14 protein-coding genes are annotated in these 17,779 nt (G+C 64.1%); 4 read left to right on the top strand and 10 right to left on the bottom strand.

What is annotated here, in order from left to right; genetic code table 11:
• Positions 1–95: 95 nt before the first annotated feature.
• Entirely contained in the window at positions 96–2,009 is a 1,914-nt protein-coding gene (gene speA / locus ABRP30_RS24715; RefSeq protein WP_267818991.1) for an arginine decarboxylase, read from the top strand.
• Positions 2,010–2,052: 43 nt separating this feature from the next.
• Here the strand turns inward: speA and ABRP30_RS24710 are convergent, their stop codons facing one another.
• Positions 2,053–3,390: an MATE family efflux transporter gene (locus tag ABRP30_RS24710; RefSeq protein WP_349976254.1), complete on the bottom strand. Its 1,338-nt coding sequence runs from the start codon at positions 3,388–3,390 to the stop codon at positions 2,053–2,055.
• A 132-nt stretch (positions 3,391–3,522) separates the two neighbouring features.
• Here ABRP30_RS24710 and ABRP30_RS24705 point away from each other — a divergent pair, with 132 nt between their 5' ends.
• Positions 3,523–8,424, top strand: a complete 4,902-nt coding sequence (locus ABRP30_RS24705; protein ID WP_349976253.1) for an alpha-2-macroglobulin — start codon at positions 3,523–3,525, stop codon at positions 8,422–8,424.
• A 122-nt stretch (positions 8,425–8,546) separates the two neighbouring features.
• On the opposite strand, the gene ABRP30_RS24700 is transcribed toward ABRP30_RS24705, so the two are convergent.
• On the bottom strand, positions 8,547–8,840 hold the full coding sequence (locus tag ABRP30_RS24700) for a hypothetical protein (RefSeq protein ID WP_241806171.1): 294 nt from the start codon (positions 8,838–8,840) through the stop codon (positions 8,547–8,549).
• Positions 8,841–8,917: 77 nt separating this feature from the next.
• Between ABRP30_RS24700 and pbpC the strand changes: the two genes are divergently transcribed.
• Both pbpC and ABRP30_RS24690 read left to right on the top strand, forming a co-directional pair.
• The gene (gene pbpC, locus ABRP30_RS24695; RefSeq protein ID WP_349976252.1) at positions 8,918–11,272 is read left to right on the top strand and encodes a peptidoglycan glycosyltransferase PbpC; all 2,355 of its coding nucleotides are present in this window, start codon (positions 8,918–8,920) and stop codon (positions 11,270–11,272) included.
• Between the two features lie 92 nt (positions 11,273–11,364).
• The gene (locus ABRP30_RS24690; protein WP_349976251.1) at positions 11,365–13,023 is read left to right on the top strand and encodes a POTRA domain-containing protein; all 1,659 of its coding nucleotides are present in this window, start codon (positions 11,365–11,367) and stop codon (positions 13,021–13,023) included.
• Between the two features lie 62 nt (positions 13,024–13,085).
• Here the strand turns inward: ABRP30_RS24690 and ABRP30_RS24685 are convergent, their stop codons facing one another.
• The 8 genes from ABRP30_RS24685 to ABRP30_RS24650 form a co-directional block, all read right to left on the bottom strand.
• A complete protein-coding gene (locus ABRP30_RS24685) occupies positions 13,086–13,868 on the bottom strand; it encodes a response regulator transcription factor (RefSeq protein ID WP_372490362.1) in 783 nt (260 codons plus the stop codon).
• A gap of 113 nt (positions 13,869–13,981) precedes the next feature.
• Positions 13,982–14,452 (bottom strand): A24 family peptidase, encoded by a 471-nt coding sequence (locus ABRP30_RS24680; protein ID WP_349976250.1) that lies wholly within the window; start codon positions 14,450–14,452, stop codon positions 13,982–13,984.
• Between the two features lie 94 nt (positions 14,453–14,546).
• The gene (locus tag ABRP30_RS24675) at positions 14,547–15,116 is read right to left on the bottom strand and encodes a DUF4136 domain-containing protein (protein ID WP_349976249.1); all 570 of its coding nucleotides are present in this window, start codon (positions 15,114–15,116) and stop codon (positions 14,547–14,549) included.
• 19 nt (positions 15,117–15,135) lie between these two features.
• The gene (locus ABRP30_RS24670) at positions 15,136–15,771 is read right to left on the bottom strand and encodes a DUF4136 domain-containing protein (RefSeq protein ID WP_349976248.1); all 636 of its coding nucleotides are present in this window, start codon (positions 15,769–15,771) and stop codon (positions 15,136–15,138) included.
• 21 nt (positions 15,772–15,792) lie between these two features.
• Positions 15,793–16,410 carry a methyltransferase gene (locus tag ABRP30_RS24665; RefSeq protein WP_372490360.1) on the bottom strand — a complete coding sequence of 206 codons (618 nt, stop codon included), beginning with the start codon at positions 16,408–16,410 and terminating at the stop codon, positions 15,793–15,795.
• Complete coding sequence (locus tag ABRP30_RS24660; protein ID WP_372490359.1) at positions 16,344–16,523, bottom strand: hypothetical protein; 180 nt, start codon at positions 16,521–16,523, stop codon at positions 16,344–16,346. The genes ABRP30_RS24665 and ABRP30_RS24660 overlap by 67 nt, the downstream gene beginning before the upstream one ends.
• Before the next feature lie 15 nt (positions 16,524–16,538).
• Positions 16,539–16,844 carry a MazG-like family protein gene (locus ABRP30_RS24655; RefSeq protein ID WP_241806163.1) on the bottom strand — a complete coding sequence of 102 codons (306 nt, stop codon included), beginning with the start codon at positions 16,842–16,844 and terminating at the stop codon, positions 16,539–16,541.
• 83 nt (positions 16,845–16,927) lie between these two features.
• Positions 16,928–17,779: a MaoC/PaaZ C-terminal domain-containing protein gene (locus ABRP30_RS24650; protein ID WP_349976246.1), complete on the bottom strand. Its 852-nt coding sequence runs from the start codon at positions 17,777–17,779 to the stop codon at positions 16,928–16,930.

Here is a 17,779-nt window from a genome sequence, read left to right as displayed (position 1 = left end):
GTCTATTCCTGGGCACGGATGAATCGTCATTTCCAGCTTTTACACTGCGCCCGCCACCATGTGGGGCAGTGTCTTCGACTTTATAGGGGACTTGAATGTCCGTACGACGCACACGCAAAGACGATGGTAGCCAATGGACCGTGGCCGACAGCCGCAGTGTTTATGGCATCCGCCATTGGGGCGCTGGTTATTTCGCCATCAATGAAGCCGGGCGCGTCGAAGTGCGCCCCAACGGCCCTCAAAGCGCGCCGATCGACCTGTTCGAGCAGGTCGATGAGCTGCGCCAGAGCGGGTTGTCGCTGCCGCTGTTGGTGCGCTTCCCCGATATTCTGCAGGACCGCGTGCGCCAGCTGACCGGTGCCTTCGACGCCAACATCGCGCGCCTCGAATACCAGAGCCAGTACACCGCGCTGTATCCGATCAAGGTCAACCAGCAGGAAGCGGTGGTAGAGAACATCATCGCCACGCAGAACGTTTCCATCGGCCTGGAAGCGGGCTCCAAGCCTGAGCTGCTGGCGGTGCTTGCGCTGGCACCGAAGGGCGGCACCATCGTCTGCAATGGCTACAAGGACCGTGAGTTCATCCGCCTGGCGCTGATGGGGCAAAAGCTCGGCCACAACGTGTTCATCGTCATCGAGAAAGAGTCCGAGGTGGCGCTGGTGATCGAAGAGGCCGCCGAGCTCAAGGTCAAGCCGCAGGTTGGGCTGCGCGTTCGCTTGTCGTCGCTGGCTTCGAGCAAGTGGGCAGACACCGGTGGCGAGAAGTCCAAGTTCGGCCTTTCTGCTGCCCAGCTGATTTCGGTCGTGCAGCGCTTCCGCGATGCCGGGCTGGACCAGGGCATCCGTCTGCTGCACTTCCACATGGGCTCGCAGATCGCCAACCTGGCCGACTACCAGCACGGCTTCAAGGAGGCCATCCGCTACTACGGCGAGCTCCGTGCCCTGGGGCTGCCGGTCGACCATATCGACGTAGGTGGTGGCCTGGGTGTGGACTACGACGGTACCCACTCGCGCAACGCCAGCTCGATCAACTACGACATGGACGACTATGCCGGCGTGGTGGTGGGCATGCTCAAGGAGTTCTGTGACGCGCAAGGCCTGCCGCATCCGCACATCTTCTCCGAGAGTGGTCGCTCGCTGACTGCGCACCACGCCATGCTGGTGATCCAGGTGACCGACGTCGAGAAACACAACGACGACGTGCCGACCATCGAAAACAAGGAAAGCCTGCCCGAGACCGTGCAGTGGCTGGCCGACCTGCTCGGCCCGACCGACATCGAGATGGTCACCGAGACCTACTGGCGCGCTACGCACTACATGGGTGACGTGGCGGCGCAGTACGCCGATGGCAAGATCAGCCTGAGCGAGAAGGCCTTGGCCGAACAGTGCTACTTTGCTGTGTGCCGCCGCCTGCACAACTCGCTGAAGGCCCGCCAGCGCTCGCACCGCCAGGTGCTGGATGAACTGAACGACAAGCTGGCCGACAAGTACATCTGCAACTTCTCGGTATTCCAGAGCCTGCCGGACACCTGGGCCATTGGCCAGGTCCTGCCGATCATCCCGTTGCACCGCCTGGACGAAGAGCCGCTGCGCCGCGCCGTGCTGCAGGACCTGACCTGCGACTCCGACGGCAAGATCAACCAGTACGTCGACGAGCAGAGCATCGAGACCAGCATGCCAGTGCACTCGCTCAAGGACGGTGAGGATTACCTGCTGGGCGTATTCCTGGTCGGTGCCTACCAGGAAATCCTGGGTGATATGCACAACCTGTTCGGTGACACCGACTCGGTGAACATCTACCAGAACGCCGACGGCAGCGTGTACCACGCCGGTATCGAGACCCACGACACCATCGAAGACATGTTGCGCTACGTGCACCTGTCGCCGGAGGAGTTGATGACCCACTACCGCGACAAGGTGGCCAGCGCCAAGATCACTGCGCGCGAGCGGACCCAGTTCCTCGATGCACTGCGCCTGGGGCTGACCCGGTCTTCGTACTTGTCGTCGTGATTGGCAAGGCTGCTCCTGCTACCGCAGCAGGAGCAGCCTGGCATCAGTGAATCCACAGCCCTTTTCGTTGCAGGCGCCAGCCCGTCCAACCCAGCGTAACCGCCCGTAACGCCATGAACCCGAGAAACGCCCACCACAACCCGTGGTTGCCAAACCCACTCATGGCCCACGCCAGCGGCAATGCCATCAGCACCGAAACCAGCATCGCATTGCGCATCTCCCGCGCCCGCGTCGCACCGATGAACAGCCCGTCCAGCACGTAGCTCCACACCGCAACCAATGGCAGTACCGCCAGGTACGGCAGGTACGGGTATGCCGCCGCGCGCACGCTGTCGATGTCGGTCTGCAGGTCGATGAACACATGCCCGGCCAGCAGGAACAGCACGGCGAACCCCAGGCTGGTGATCAATGACCATCCACAGGCCACGACCAGTGAGCGGCGCAGGGTGTCCCGATCGCGGGCACCGATGGCATGGCCGCACAGGGCCTCCACGGCATGCGCCAGCCCGTCCAGGGCGTAGGCGGTGAGCAGCAGGCCGTTGAGCAGCAGTGCGTTTGCCGCCACCGTCGCTTCGCCCAAGCGGGCGCCTTGCACAGTGATCAGCAGGAACACCAGCTGCAGGGCCAGGCTGCGTAGGAAGATATCGCGGTTGACGGAAAGCAGCGGCCGCCAGGCTTGCCAGCGCTTGAGTGCCGCCCAGGCGATATGCCCGGGGTAGGCGCGCAGGGCAGGGCGGGTCAAGGCCAGGCCCAGCAGTGCGGCCGCCCACTCGGCGATCACCGACGCCCGCGCCGACCCCAGCACACCCCACTCCAGGCCAAGCACGAACCATAGGTTGAGAGCGATGTTCAGCAGGTTGGTGGTCAGCAGGATGGCCAGCGGCGCGCGAGCATTCTGTGTGCCGAGGAACCAGCCGACCAGCGCGTAGCTGGCCAGCGCCGCCGGCAGGCCGAGCAGGCGGGTATGGAAGAAGGCCTCGGTCGATTGCTGCAAGGCTTGGCTCGGTTGCATCGCGTGCAGCGCCAGTTGGCTGAAGGGCAGGGCGAGCAGGCCGATGAGCACGGCAAAGCCCACCGCTAGCAGCAGGCCTTGCACCAGTACCTGGCGCAACGCAGCACCATCGGCACGCCCTGCGGCCTGGGCAGCGAAGCCGGTGGAGCCCATGCGCAGGAAGCCCATCAGGCCGACCATGAAGGTGAACAGCGTGGCGCCTACGGCCACTGCGCCAAGCTGATGGGCGTGGGGCAGGTGACCGATAACCGTGCTGTCTACCAAGGCTACCAATGGCACCGAGATGTTGGACAGGATCATCGGCGCGGCCAGGGCCCAGACGTTGCGGTGGGTGAGGCGGTGGCGCCAGTCGGTGGCAATTTGCGACATTTGTGTTCCTGAGAAAGCAGGCCGCTATGTGCCCTTCTGGATCGAGAGGCCGCATTGTACCGGCCAGGCACCTGCCGTTGCGCTATAGTTGCTGCCTTCACGCCTACGCTGCCTATTTAGAGTCCCCACTCCATGTTCAACAAAGGATTGTTGCTGGCCTGCGCGCTGGCCCTGCTCAGTGCCTGTGATTCCTCCACGCCAGACGAACCTGCCGCTACCGAAAAACCAGCGGCAAGCACCCCAGCCGAATCTGCGGCGCCCAAGCCTGAGGACACTGCCGAACTGGCCAAACGCTACGAGGGCCGTGAGCTCAGCGTGCTGGATGTCTCGGAAGTGCAGCTCGACGGCGCCAGTGCCCTCTCGGTCAGTTTTTCCGCGCCGCTGGACGCCAAGCAGGACTTCGCTGCCAAGCTGCATCTGGTCGATACCGTCAAAGGCAAGGTCGACGGTGCCTGGGAGCTTGCCGACAACCACATGGAGCTGCGCCTGCGGCACCTCGAGCCGCAGCGCAAACTGGTGCTGACCGTCGACAAGGGCCTGCTCGCCGTCAACGGCAAGCAGCTAGAAGGCGAATCGGTGACCCGTCTGGAAACCCGCGACATGCAACCGACCATCGGCTTCGCCAGCCGTGGTTCGCTGCTGCCGACGCGGCTGGCCGAGGGCCTGCCGGTGATTGCCCTGAACGTCGACAAGGTCAATGTCGAGTTTTTCCGGGTCAAGCCGGACATGCTCTCGACCTTCCTGGTCAACTGGGGCCGCAACAGCAGCCTCTACTACTACCAGTCCAAGGAAACCCTGGCCCTGGCCGACCTGGTCTACAGCGGCCGGTTCGACCTCAACCCGGCGCGCAATACCCGCGAGACCGTGTTGCTGCCGATCGCCGGGATCAAGCCGCTGCAGGAGCCGGGCGTGTACCTGGCAGTGATGCGCGCGTCAGGGACCTACGATTATTCGCAGCCGGCGACGTTGTTCACCCTCAGCGACATCGGCGTATCGGCCCACCGCTATCGCGACCGTCTTGACGTGTTTGCCCAAGCCCTGGAGGGTGGCAAGGCGCTCAAGGAGGTAAACCTCGAGCTGCGTGACGACAAGGGCAAACTGCTGGCCCAGGCCAAGACCGATGGCCAAGGCCATGCCCAACTGCCGCTCACGGCCAAGGCCGATACCCTGATCGCGACCCAGGGTGTGCATACCACACTGCTACGCCTGAACACTGCAGCGCTGGACCTGGCTGAATTCGACATCACCGGCCCGCAGGCAAACCCTCTGCAGTTCTTCATCTTTGGCCCGCGCGACCTGTATCGCCCGGGTGAGACGGTGCTGCTCAACGGCCTGTTGCGCGACCAGGATGGCAAGCCGGTGAAGGCCCAGCCGGTCAGCGTCGAGGTGCGCCGCCCGGATGAGCAGGTCAGCCGCAAGTTTGTCTGGGAAGCCGATGCCAGTGGCCTTTATCAATACCCGTTGCAACTGGCCACAGAAGCGCCGACCGGTCGTTGGCAACTGATGCTCGACTTGGGAGGGGGGCGCAAGCAGGTCTATGAATTCCTCGTCGAAGACTTCCTCCCTGAACGCCTGGCGCTTGAACTGAAGGGCAGCGGCACACCGCTCTCGCCCGAGCAAACGGCGCAGGTCCAGGTCAATGGCCGTTACCTCTACGGCGCGCCGGCGGCGGGCAATCGGCTGAGCGGGCAGGCGTACGTGCGCCCCCTGCGCGAAGCGGTGCCTGCTTTGCCGGGGTACCAGTTCGGTTCGGTTACCGAAACCGAGCTGAACCAGGATCTGGAGCTGGATGAAGTGACCCTCGATCAGGCCGGCAAGGCCGTGATCGCTATCGAAAGCCGCTGGGCCGAAGCGCGCTCGCCGTTGCAGTTGACCGTCCAGGCCAGCTTGCAGGAGTCCGGTGGCCGCCCGATCACCCGTCGTCTCGAACAACCGATCTGGCCCGCCGACCGCCTGCCTGGCCTGCGTGGCGTGTTCGAGGGTGAAGAAACCGACAGCGACGGCCCGGTGGAATTCGAGTTCCTGGTGGCCGACCGTGACGGCAACAAGCTCGCTGCCAGCGGCCTCAAGGTACGGCTGATTCGAGAGCGCCGGGACTACTACTGGAACTACTCGCAAAGCGACGGCTGGAGCTACAACTACAACGAAAAATTCCTCACTCAGAGCGAGGAGCAGGTGAACGTGCAAGCCGGCTCTACCGCCAAGCTGACCTTTCAGGTCGAGTGGGGCCCTTACCGCGTGGAAGTGGAAGACCCGGAGACGGGCCTGGTGTCCAGCCAACGCTTCTGGGCGGGATATCGCGCCCAGGACAATGCCGAAGGCGGCGCAGTGCGCCCCGACCAGGTCAAGCTGGCGCTGGACCAGCCGGCTTACGCTGACGGCGCGACTGCGAAGGTCACGGTAACCCCGCCAGCTGCCGGCAATGGCTACCTGATGATCGAATCCAGTGATGGCCCGCTGTGGTGGCAGGAGATCGATGTGCCCGCCGAAGGCAAGACCTTCGATGTGCAACTGGACAAACAGTGGGCTCGTCACGACCTGTACATCAGTGCCCTGGTGATCCGCCCCGGCGAGCGCAAGGCCAATGCCACGCCCAAGCGCGCCATCGGTGTGTTGCACCTGCCGCTGGGCCGCGCCGAGCGCAAACTGGCGGTCAGCCTGCAGGCAGCGGAAAAAATGCGGCCCAAGCAACCCCTGAAGGTCAGGATCAAGGCCACCAATGCCGATGGCAGTATCCCCAAGCAGGCCCATGTGCTGCTGTCCGCGGTAGATGTGGGCATCCTCAACATCACCGACTTCAAAACCCCTGACCCCTACGCCAGCCTGTTCGGCCGCAAGGCCTACGGCGCCGACCAGCTGGACATCTATGGCCAACTGATCGAAGCCGGTCAGGGGCGCCTGGCCAGCCTGGCCTTCGGCGGTGACGCCGCCATGGCCAAGGGTGGCAAGCGCCCCAACACGACGGTCACCATCGTTGCCCGGCAGAGCGTACCGGTGGCCCTGAACGAGCAGGGCGAGGGCGAGGCGAGCGTGTATATCCCCGACTTCAATGGCGAACTGCGCCTGATGGCCCAGGCTTGGACCGAGGACCACTTCGGCATGGCCGAGGGCAAGACCGTGGTGGCGGCCCCGCTGATTGCCGAACTCTCGGCGCCGCGCTTCCTCGCCGGCGGCGACCGCACCAGCCTGGCGCTGGACCTGGCCAACCTTTCCGGCCTGGCCCAGCAGCTGACTGTCGATATCAGCAGCGAAGGGCAGGTGAGCCTAACAGGGGACGCTCAGCAGCGTGTTGCCCTGGCCGAGGGCCAGCGCACCACCCTGATGATCCCGGTGCAGGCGCAGGGTGGCTTGGGCCAGGGCAAGGTGCATGTGCGGGTCAATGGCCTGCAGTTGCCGGGCGAGCCGCAAAACACCTTCGAACGTGAATGGACGCTGGGCGTACGCCCGGCGTATCCGGCCATGCTCAAGCATTACCGTGTGGCCCTCAAGGACCAGCCCTGGACGCTGCCTGAAGCCGACCTGGCAGCATTCGAACCTGCCGGGCTGGAAGCCAGCCTGGCGCTGTCGAGCCGCCCGCCACTGAACCTGGCCGAGCAGATCCGTGCCCTTGAAGCCTACCCCTACGGTTGCCTGGAGCAGACCACCAGCGGCCTGTACCCTTCGCTGTACGCCGATGCGCAGAGCCTCAAGCGCCTGGGGATCAAGGGCGAGCCGGCCGAGGTGCGCAAGCGCAAGATCGAAATGGGCATCGAACACCTGCTAGGGATGCAGCGTTACAACGGCAGCTTCGGCCTGTGGAGTTCGGACGGCGAGGAGGAGTACTGGTTGAGCGCCTATGTCACCGACTTCCTGCTCAGGGCGCGTGACCAAGGCTACGGCGTGCCGGCCGAGGCGCTGAAGAAAGCCAATGAACGCCTGTTGCGCTACCTGCAAGAGCGTAACCTGATCGAGGTCGACTACAGCGAGAACGCCGAACACACCCGGTTTGCCGTGCAGGCCTACGCTGCGCTGGTACTTTCGCGCAGCCAGCAGGCGCCGCTGGGTGCCTTGCGCAGCCTGTATGAACGGCGCGCCGATGCGCGCTCTGGCCTGCCGCTGGTGCAACTGGCGGTAGCGCTGGACAAGATGGGCGACAAGCCGCGTTCGCAGCAAGCACTGCAAGCGGGCCTGGGTATCAGCCGTAGCAACGGCTGGATGGCCGATTACGGCAGCAGCCTGCGTGACCAGGCACTGATCCTGGCGTTGCTGCAGGAGAGTGGTCTGGGCAGCAACCAGGTCGATCAGCGGTTGTTCGCGCTGTCTGATGAGCTGGCAGCCAACCGTTGGTTATCGACGCAGGAGCGCAATGCGCTGTACCTGGCCGGCCGTAGTTTGCTCGATAAGCCCGAGACCCCGTGGAAGGCGCGCCTGGACAGTGCCGGCGAGGTGCGGGAATTCAGCAATGCTGACGCTGGCATGAAGCTCGAAGGCCCGCTGTTGGCCTCGCCGCTGAGTGTGCAGAACGAGGGTAGCGAAACGGTCTACCAGCAACTGACCCTCTCGGGCTATCCACGCCAGGCACCTGCCGCGGGCGGCAACGGCATGCAGATCCGCCGTGAATACCTGGGGATGAACGGCCAGCCGCTGGACCTGCACAATTTGCGCAGTGGCGACCTGGTACTGGTGCATCTGGCGGTCAAGGCCACGGAGCGGGTTCCAGATGCACTGGTGGTCGACCTGTTGCCGGCGGGCCTTGAGCTGGAGAATCAGAACCTGGCGCAGAGCGCTGCCAGCCTGAACAATGCCAGCAGCGCAGTGAAGCAGTGGCGCGAGTCGATGCTCAATGCCGGCGTGGTGCACCAGGAGTACCGTGATGACCGGTACGTGGCAGCGCTCAAGCTTGACGGCTATGGCACCACTCACTTGCTGTACCTGGCACGAGCGGTGACCCCAGGCACCTACCGCATACCGCCGCCGCAAGTGGAGTCCATGTACCGCCCGAACCTCCAGGCGGTTGGCGACGGCCAAGGCGACCTGACGGTTGGGGGGCGCTGACGCGCAGCTACAAGCTGCAAGCTACAAGCTACAAGCTACAAGCTACAAGCTACAAGCAAAGCGGATCGGCGTCGTGCCGGCTTTTTCTTGCAGCTTGAAGCTTACAGCTTGCAGCTTCCAGCTCAGCGAATGACCCAGCTCATCACCCACAACCCGAGCACCAGCCAGATGATCCCGAGGATGATCGAGGCGCGCATGAAGGCACGGATTGCCGAGTACAGCAGCAGCAGGCCGACGATCAGGGCAAGAATGCTGATCAGTGAGGTGTCCATGCCCAGAGTGCGCGCAAGACCATCGATGAAGTTGCCCCCGGCATTGGCCAGCAGGTTGAACAAGCCGCTCAACGCATCGACGATGAAGCGGATCAACGAACCCAGTGCCTGGCCAAGCCACTCGAAAAAACCTTCTACATGCATAGTTGCTTCCTGATGTACGAATCGGCGAGTTTGCCGTCCCCAAGCCTTTGGCCATCACCTGGCCCGGTCGGTTCCCGATGCCTAGCTTAGCGCGGCCGCGCCACCGCGCGGCAAGGATCCTGCGCGCCAGCGTGGTGGCGTTGGTGGGGCTGGTCGGCCTGTTGTGGTTGGCTGACCGCATCTGGCCATTGCCCATGCCGGCAGATGACCTGGCGCGGGTGGTGCTGGCCGAAGACGGCACGCCCTTGTGGCGCTTCGCCGATGCCGAGGGCGTGTGGCGCTACCCGGTCAGCCCGCAAGAGGTTTCGCCTTTGTACCTGCAGGCCCTGCTGACCTACGAGGACCGTTGGTTCTTCCACCACCCAGGGGTCAACCCCCTGGCGCTGGTGCGCGCGGCATGGCTGAACGTGCGCGGTGGGCGTGTTGTTTCAGGTGGCAGCACGCTGTCGATGCAGGTGGCGCGCCTACTCGATCCTCACGACCGCACGCTGGCTGGCAAGCTGCGGCAACTGTGGCGTACGGCGCAGCTGGAATGGCACCTGTCCAAGCAAGACATTCTGCAGATCTACCTCAACCGGGCGCCCTTCGGCGGCACATTGCAGGGCGTGGCGGCGGCCAGTTGGGCGTACCTCGGCAAGTCGCCGATGCACCTCACACCTGCCGAAGCGGCGCTGCTGGCGGTATTGCCCCAGGCACCCAGCCGGTTGCGCCCGGACCGTCACCCCGCACGCGCCCAGCGTGCCCGGGACAAGGTGCTGCAGCGCCTGGGCGAGTATCAGGTATGGCCCGCCTGGCAGATCAAGGAAGCGGCCGAAGAAGCGTTGTTGTTGGCCCCGCGTCAGGAGCCAGCCCTGGCACCACTACTGGCGCGCCGGCTGAACACTCCCGGTAGCCCGCCGTTGATCCGCACCACGCTCGATGCCTCGTTGCAACGGCGCCTGGAAGACCTGCTGCTGGGCTGGCGTGCTCGCTTGCCCGAGCGTACTTCTGCAGCCGTGCTGGTGGTGGATGCGCACAGCATGGCCGTGCGCGCCTACCTGGGCTCGATCGACCTTGCCGATGAGCGCCGTTTCGGCCACGTCGACATGGTCCACGCCTTGCGCTCACCAGGCTCGACCCTCAAGCCGTTCCTCTATGGCATGGCCCTGGACGACGGCCTGATCCATTCCGAATCGCTGCTGCAGGATGTGCCGCGCCGCTATGGTGATTACCGGCCTGGCAACTTCTCGATGGGTTTCAGCGGCCCGGTCTCGGCCAGTTCGGCGCTGGCCTTGTCGCTGAACCTGCCGGCGGTGCAGTTGCTCGAAGCGTACGGCCCCAAGCGTTTTGCCGCGCAACTGCGCATGGCCGGGATGCCGCTGGCGCTGCCGCCATTGGCCGAGCCTAACCTGTCGTTGATCCTCGGTGGCGCAGGCAGCCGCCTGGAGGAACTGGTGGGTGGTTATGCGGCATTGGCCCGGGGCGGCAACAGTGCGCGGGTGCGTTTGCAACCGCAGGACCCACTGCTGGAGCGGCGCCTGCTGTCGCCGGGGGCGGCGTGGATCATCCGGCGGATTCTCAGCGGCCAGGCGCGACCGGACCGTGATCCGCACGCGCAGTGGGTGCAGCGCCCACAGTTGGCCTGGAAAACCGGTACCAGCTATGGCTTTCGCGATGCCTGGTCGATCGGCGTGGGGCCGCGTTACCTGATTGGCGTGTGGATTGGCCGGCCCGACGGCACGCCAGTACCCGGCCAGTTCGGCCTGGCCTCGGCAGCGCCGCTGATGCTGCAGATTCACGACCTGCTGACCAACCGCGATAGCCAGCGGGGCCTTGGCGTGCCGGTCGAGCACGTGCCTGCCAGCATTGGCGTGGCCGCGATCTGCTGGCCGCTGGGCCAGCCAATGAGCCGGCAAGACCCCAACTGCAGGCGCCAGCGCTTCGCCTGGACCCTGGACGGCACCATCCCGCCGACCCTGCAGGCAGCCGATCAACCGCTTGGGCTGGGTTTGCATGAGCAGGTCTGGGTCAACGCCCAGGGGCTGCGGGTGGATGGCACTTGTCCGGGTGCCCTCGCGCGCGATATAGCCCTTTGGCCAGCCCCGCTCGAGCCTTGGCTGGCGCGGGTCGAGCGGCGTGCGGCGCGGTTGCCGGCCGTGGACCCAAGCTGCCCGCCGCAGGTGCCTGCCACAGCACCGCCCCTATCGATCGTCGGTGTACGCCCAGGCGACAACCTGCGCCGCCCAGCCACCAGTCGCGAGCCATTGCAACTGCAGGTTTCGGCCCTGGGTGGGGGTGGGCGACGCTGGTGGTTCCTCAACGGCCAGCCCCTTGGCCAGACCGAGGGGCAGGGCAGCATGCGGGTACGCTTCGAACAGGCCGGGCAGAATGAACTCAGCGCACTCGATGAGAGCGGTGAAACTGCGCGGGTGGCATTTCAGGTCAGCGAGTAACCGTTCGACGTTTAACGGGGCAGCACCTACGCTTGCTGGTGATGGGTGTGGCCGGCCGACGCCCCGGCGCCCAAGGGATTGTGGAGCGTCCTATGCGTCTTACGGTCGTGCCCCCGTTGCTGCTGACCTGGGCCAGCCTGGCCCTCGCCGAGCCGTTGCCGGCGTTTCTCGACACCCAGGAATACGAGCGCCGTCTGCCGACCGCCAACCTGCCGGTGGATACCTATCGCCCCGTGACACCGGCGCTGCAGGTCGTGTTACCCGCTGCCCCCACCCGCGTGCCCTCGGATGCCCGATTCGTGCTGCACAAGGTGCGCTTTGAAGGCGGTACGGTTTACCCGCTGAGTGAATTGCGTGAGCACTATCAAGCATTGATCGGGCACCAGATATCCGTGGGCGATCTGCAGCAATTCACTGAGCGACTGACCCAGCGTTACCAGCATGATGGCTACCCGCTGTCGTATGCCTACCTGCCACCTCAGGACTTTGCCGAGGGCCGTGTGCAGGTGGTGCTGGTGGAAGGGTACATCAAAGAATATGAGCTGCTGGGTGATATCGGCCCTTCTGCGCTCCACCTCAAGCAGATGACAGCACGCCTGCTGGCCGAGCGGCCACTGACCCAGGAGACGCTCGAGCGCTATGTCGGCGCGGCGCAGCGGATACCGGGTATCAATGTGAAGGCGGAGGTGGTGGTAGGGCGCGCCCCTGAAGAGGCAAACCGTCTGAGGGTACGTGCATGGCACAGACCCGTTGATGCTGGCGTGACCCTGAGTGACGGCAGCCGCGGAGGGCCGCAGGCGCTGTTCAAACTCGCCAGCAATGGCCAGACGCGCTTCGCCGAGCAACTGGCTGCGAGCTTTCTGCTGTCGGCCGGTGGCGACCACGTTGATTACCAGCGCCTGGATTACAGCCAGCCTCTGGACGCTCAGGGCAGCCAATTGCTTTTAGCCGTAGCGCGGTACCGCAGCGAGCCGCGCACACGCGTGCGCCTGGAGCACGGTGCCGACATCGATCAGCGGCTCGAGAGTGAGCGTTATTCAGTCGGTCTCGGCCAGCCGCTGATGATTGCGCCGAACGAATGGGTGAACGTGGCCGGGCGTTTCTATTCGGTCGGGGAGCACATCGAGTATCGGTCCGGCGGCTTACCCGAGTACGACTCCTCTGTTCGCGCGCTGTCATTCGAAGGCGATTGGCGCAAGGCTGACCACCGTCGCCTGCGTATCGCCAGTGCCGGGGTCTACCAGGGTATGGACTATCTGGGGGCGCGTAGCGATGCGGACTACGACATGGACTTTCTGCGCTTTCGAATCGCTGGGCTGCAGAGCGACCAACTGTCTGACAACTGGCAGAGCGTGGTGTCAGCCGCAGTGTACTGGAGTGACGACAGGCTGCCCGAGAGTGAGCGGGCGGCGTTTGGCGGGCAGCATTTCGGCCGCGGCTACCCAAGCGACCAGGCTGCGGGTGACAAGGGCTGGGGTGTGGCTTACGAGCTCAACTACAGCATCAGGCCTGGCCGTGCCTGGTCGCAACGGGTGCAGCCCTATGCGGTACTCGATGCAGCGCACGCCTGGTACAACGGCGGGCCTTTCGAGGATGCGCACCTCAGTTCAGTAGCGCTGGGCGTGCGCCTGGCAGGCGCGCGGTATGGCAATGTGGCGCTGGAGGTCGCCAAGCCGCTGGCGGATGTGGCACTGGACAGCCTGAACCGTGGGCCGCGGCTGATGCTGAGTGTCAGCTATCAGTTGGATTGAGCCACCGGCTTTAGGCCCTATCGACGGTTTGCCGGTGATAGGGCCTGTGAAGGCAGCTTCAATCAATGGGTGGTGAACCGCAGGTGCACCGGCGACGAACTGGGTGTCAGCGCCAGTGCCAGTTGCGTGCGGTTGTGCATATGGGTCAGCCGCAACACCTGCGACACATAAAGTTTCACGGTGTTTTCGGTAATCCCGAGTTCACAGGCAATCTGGTAGTTGGTCTTGCCTTTGCTCACCAGCCGCGCCACTTCCAGCTGGCGTGGTGAGAGCTTCTCGAACGCGGCAGGCAGGTCGCTCTCACCCTCTTCGACATCGCTGGCGCGGCGGTGAACGCCCTCGCCCCGAGCCTTTTCCAGGTCCTGGTAAAGTTCGTCGATGCAGCCAGCCAAGTCTTGCAACCGCTTGTTGAGACTGCCCAGGTTCTGGAAGTTGGATTTGCGCTCCAGCAAAACCTGCTCCTGGCGACGCACGCCTTCGAGCAGTTCGTCGAGGTCCACGGGTTTTTGGTAGTAATCCGCGAAGCCTTCGCGCAGCGCACGAATCACGTCCTGCTTGTCGGCGCGGCCGGTGAGCATGATCGCTTCGAACACGCGCTGGCGCCCGGCAATTTCTTTCAGCTCGCGCATCAGTTCAATGCCATCGCGCTCGGGCATGTGCAGATCGCACAGCACCAGTCCAATGGCTTCATCTGCCACATAGCGCTCAATGGCTTCGTCTGTCGAATGGGCGGCCACGCAATGATGGCCCTGACTTTCAAGGTACTCACACAGCTGTTCGACGATCAGCGGCTGATCATCAACCACCAGAACCTTCACCTCACTGAATGACTTGGTCACGATCACCTCCCTGTTCCTAAGCGGCCCTGCTCCCGGGCCAGACGCTCTGGCAGCTTAACCATAGACGCTGCTAGCGAACCTGTACAACGCATGTACAAGTATTCGGACAACGGGATCGATTATTGGATCCATACCGCTGTGAGCAGAAAGCCGGCCAGCACATAAGGCACGAAGGCTTGTTTGTCGCCCATTTGTTCGGTGAGTGCCTGCAACCTCCTCTTCACCTTCGGATTGAACAGGGTCCACAGGCGCCGGCGAGTCAGCAGCCAGAGCAACACGCTGACGCCTGCACCGATGAAGGTCCCGAGCACATATTCATGGCTGGTCGCCAACGCCAGGGCGCCCATGAGCTTGACGTCGTCAGCGCCGAAGCGGCCGAGCATGTAGCCTGGCAAGGTCAATAGCATGACGATGGCCAAGGCCCAGCCGGCATCGCTGGCGTCGGCGCCAATCCAGGTATGGCCAGTGAAGAACAGCCAGACCAAGGCACCCGCTGCTACCCCCAATGTCAGGACGTCGGCGATCTGGCGTTCGCGAATATCCTGTTCAGTGCACAAGGCAAGCCACATCAGCAGAACAATGCTTTGCATTGGCAGGTCGATCCTTATTCGTTGAACACGTCTACCCGTTCATCAAGGTTTATCAACAGGGTAGACGCGATCTGACGAACGGGCTATGCGATGCTCATTTGGCCCTGCCTGGCGGGTAATTGCCCAGTACCTGGCTCACCGTCTTCTGGATGGCGCTGTTGCGCTCCTCAGGGCTGGGCGGGTAATTGTTCATGATCTGCTCTGCACTGCCGCGCCAAACCAGCTTGCCGTCACGGCCATCGAACATGTCGACCTGGATGGTCGCCACCTTGTAATCGACGCTACGGGTTTCGTTGTACATCGGCCCGCCCCAGTAGCCACCCCAATAGCCGCCCCAGCCACCGCCGTAGTTGGTGGTGATCTGCTGCTGGCGTTGCTCGACGATCAGATAAGCACGGACCTTGACGTCAGGCTGGGCACTGCCTTGGGCCGGGCGCAGGCCGCGCTGGTCGAGCTGGTCGGCGACGGCCTGGCGGATTCGCTGTTCGGTAAGGTCGCTCTTGATCCGCGGGTCATCCGGGCGGTAGTGCAGGGCCGGCTCTTGCCATGACCAGCTGCGGTACGCGGCAAAGTCTCGGCTGGCGTCGAAATCCTGCTGGACGTTGTTGCTCGAGCAGGCGGCAAGCAACAGTACCAATGACAGTAGAACGAAGCGACGCATCATGATGGTTCTCCGTTAGGCATTAACTGGGAGGATAGCCGCTGAGCGCCTTGTGTACCGATTCGCGCAAGGCGCTTTCGCGGTCACGTGGCGAGCTTTTGTCGCTGCCGCTTTCAGCACTCGCGCTCCACACCGGCTGGCCGTTGCGAGCGTCGAACAGATCGATGCGCACCACCATCACCTCAACTTCGTAGGTGCGTACGATCGGCACGCTGCCATAGGCGCCGTAACCGTTGCGGTAGCCGCCGAAACCGACACCGCCATAGGGGTACGGGCCGTAGTAGGGGTCGTAGTAGTCATAGTCGCGTACCTGGCGCAAACGCCGCTCCAGGCGCATGTCGGCACTGACCAGCAAGTCGCCGGTCGCGCCCCGGGCTGGGCGCAGCCCATGCTGGTCGAGGGCACCACTGACGGCATCGGCCAGTTGCCCCGGGTCGGCGTCGGCAGTGCCGCTTGGCAACTGGCCGTTGCGCCAGCTCCAGCTGCGATAACGGCCATAGTCACGCGGTGGGGCAGGGTAGGCACTGGCGTCGAAGGTGGTGGCCGCCTGCGCGGGCGCCGGTGGCAAGGGGCGGCTGCTGGCAACGTACGGATTGCTGCCCTGACAGGCGCTGAGGGCAAGCGGCAGCAAGGCCAGGTACAACAGGCGGTACGACATGAGGTCCTCCCGGCGGGCAGGTCAGCGAGGGCGGCACATCCAGTGCAGGTAGCGACCAAGCCCGGCAAAGCTTGGGTGGCGGCGGTGGGCCAGTTCCATCTCCAGCAGGTCGAGCATCTGCGCCTTGGCCTGGAACTCCCTGGGCATGTAGTCGTGGAACACTCGCACGCCACTCTCGGTTTCGACCTGCCATAGAGGATCAAGTTGCACCTTGAGCTCACGCGGATCAAGCGGTTTCTGCGGGGTGAGGCTCTGTTTTTCACCTTCCAGGCGGTTGCTGCGCAACTTGCGGAAATGGCCCTTGAGCAGGTTGCGATAAACCAGCGCATCCCGGTTGTAGAAGGCCAGGGACAACCACCCGCCAGGCGCGGTCAGCTGGTGCAGCACGGGAAGGATGCTCTCTGGCTCGGCCAGCCATTCGAGCACGGCGTGGCACAGCACCAGATCGTAGGGCTCGGTGAGTTGACCGAGCAGGTCCTGCCATGGCGCCTGGATGAAGGTGGCGCTCTGGCCGGCATCGGCAAAGCGCGTGCGGGCACCTTCGAGCATGGGTGCGGCCGGTTCGGCCAGGGTCAGTTGGTGACCGCGTTCGGCCAGCCATAACGCCATGTGGCCGAGCCCTGCGCCGATGTCGAGCACCCGTAGCGGGCGGTCTGGGAGGGTTTCGGCCAGGTCGGCCTGCAGCACGGCCAGGCGGATAGCGCCCTTGGCGCCACCGTAGATTTTCTCGGCGAAGCGGGTGGCCAGTTCATCGAAGTGACGGTCGTTCATCGAGCGAAGCGCCTTTCGGTGTCGGCCAGCTTGGCCCGTACCACCTGCTCCATGTCCAGGCCCAGTTCGCTGCACAGCAGCAGTAGGTAGAGGACGACGTCCCCTACCTCCTGGCCGGCGTGGGCGAGTTTGTCCGCAGGCAGCTGGCGCGATTCATCCTCGCTGAGCCATTGGAAGATTTCCACCAGCTCGGCCATTTCCACACTGGCCGCCATGGCCAGGTTCTTCGGGCTGTGGAAGCCGCGCCAGTCGTTGTTGTCACGGATCTGGTGCAGGCGTTGAGTGAGTTCTTGCAGGTTCATCGCGGGTCTCCTAGTGCCGCATAGCTTCCGTGCAGCCCCAACGCAAAGCAAGAGGATTCAGGGGCCACGGTAGCCTGCGGCCTTCACAGCGCCGACCAGCGCCCGACCATATGCAGCAGCTCGCCATGCCCATCCAGGCGCAGTTCCCCGGCAGGGCCGGCCGCGCTGGCGCTCAATACCACCTCCGAGGGCAGCCGCACGGGTTTGCGGAAATCCACCTCAAAGGCATATCCGCTGTCTGGCAGGTGCCCGCGCAGCGCTGCCAGCGCCATGGCTTTGCTCCACATGCCATGGGCGATAGCTTTGGGGAAGCCGAACAGCCGGGCACTGGTGGCGCTCAGGTGAATCGGGTTGTAGTCGCCACAGACTTTGGCGTAGCGCCGGCCGATATCACTGTCGGCGTACCAGCGGGTCGTTTCAGGCAACGGCTGGGGTTCGCTTTCCTCTCGCTCTTCGGGCTGCCCTTCACGTTTCAAACCGCGCACCAGCATCCGGCTGGTTTCGCGCCATATCAGGCCTAAGCCATCTTCGGCTTCGGTGATCAGGTCGAATGTGCCGCCCTTGGCATGTGGCTTCAGGTTGTCGGCATAGACCGCAAAGTGCAGCCCGTCGATGCCACCCAGGGGGCGCAGCACCTCGATGCGGTTATGCAGGTGTACCAGGCCCAGCAGCGGGAAGGGGAAGTTGTCGGCGGTCAGCAACTGCAACTGCAGGGTGAACGCCATGATGTGGGGGTAGGTGCCCGGCAAGCGGGCGTCATCGGTGAAGTGGCAAAGATGCCGGTACGCTGCGAGATTGCCGTGCTGCACGCGCATGAAGCAGCGCAGGCCATCGGCTGGCAGCGCCTGGCCGCTGATCTTGCGTTTGCTGGCAGCGCGCAGATAGAGGCTTGCGCGTGAGTCGGGGCTGTTCAGGTCATGCCAAGGGCGGTTCAT

The organism is Pseudomonas sp. WHRI 8519 (genome assembly GCF_040224055.2).
Lineage (GTDB): Bacteria > Pseudomonadota > Gammaproteobacteria > Pseudomonadales > Pseudomonadaceae > Aquipseudomonas > Aquipseudomonas putida_X.
The sequence above is the reverse complement of the archived record's forward strand: the minus strand, read 5'-3'. Positions and strand labels throughout refer to the sequence as shown.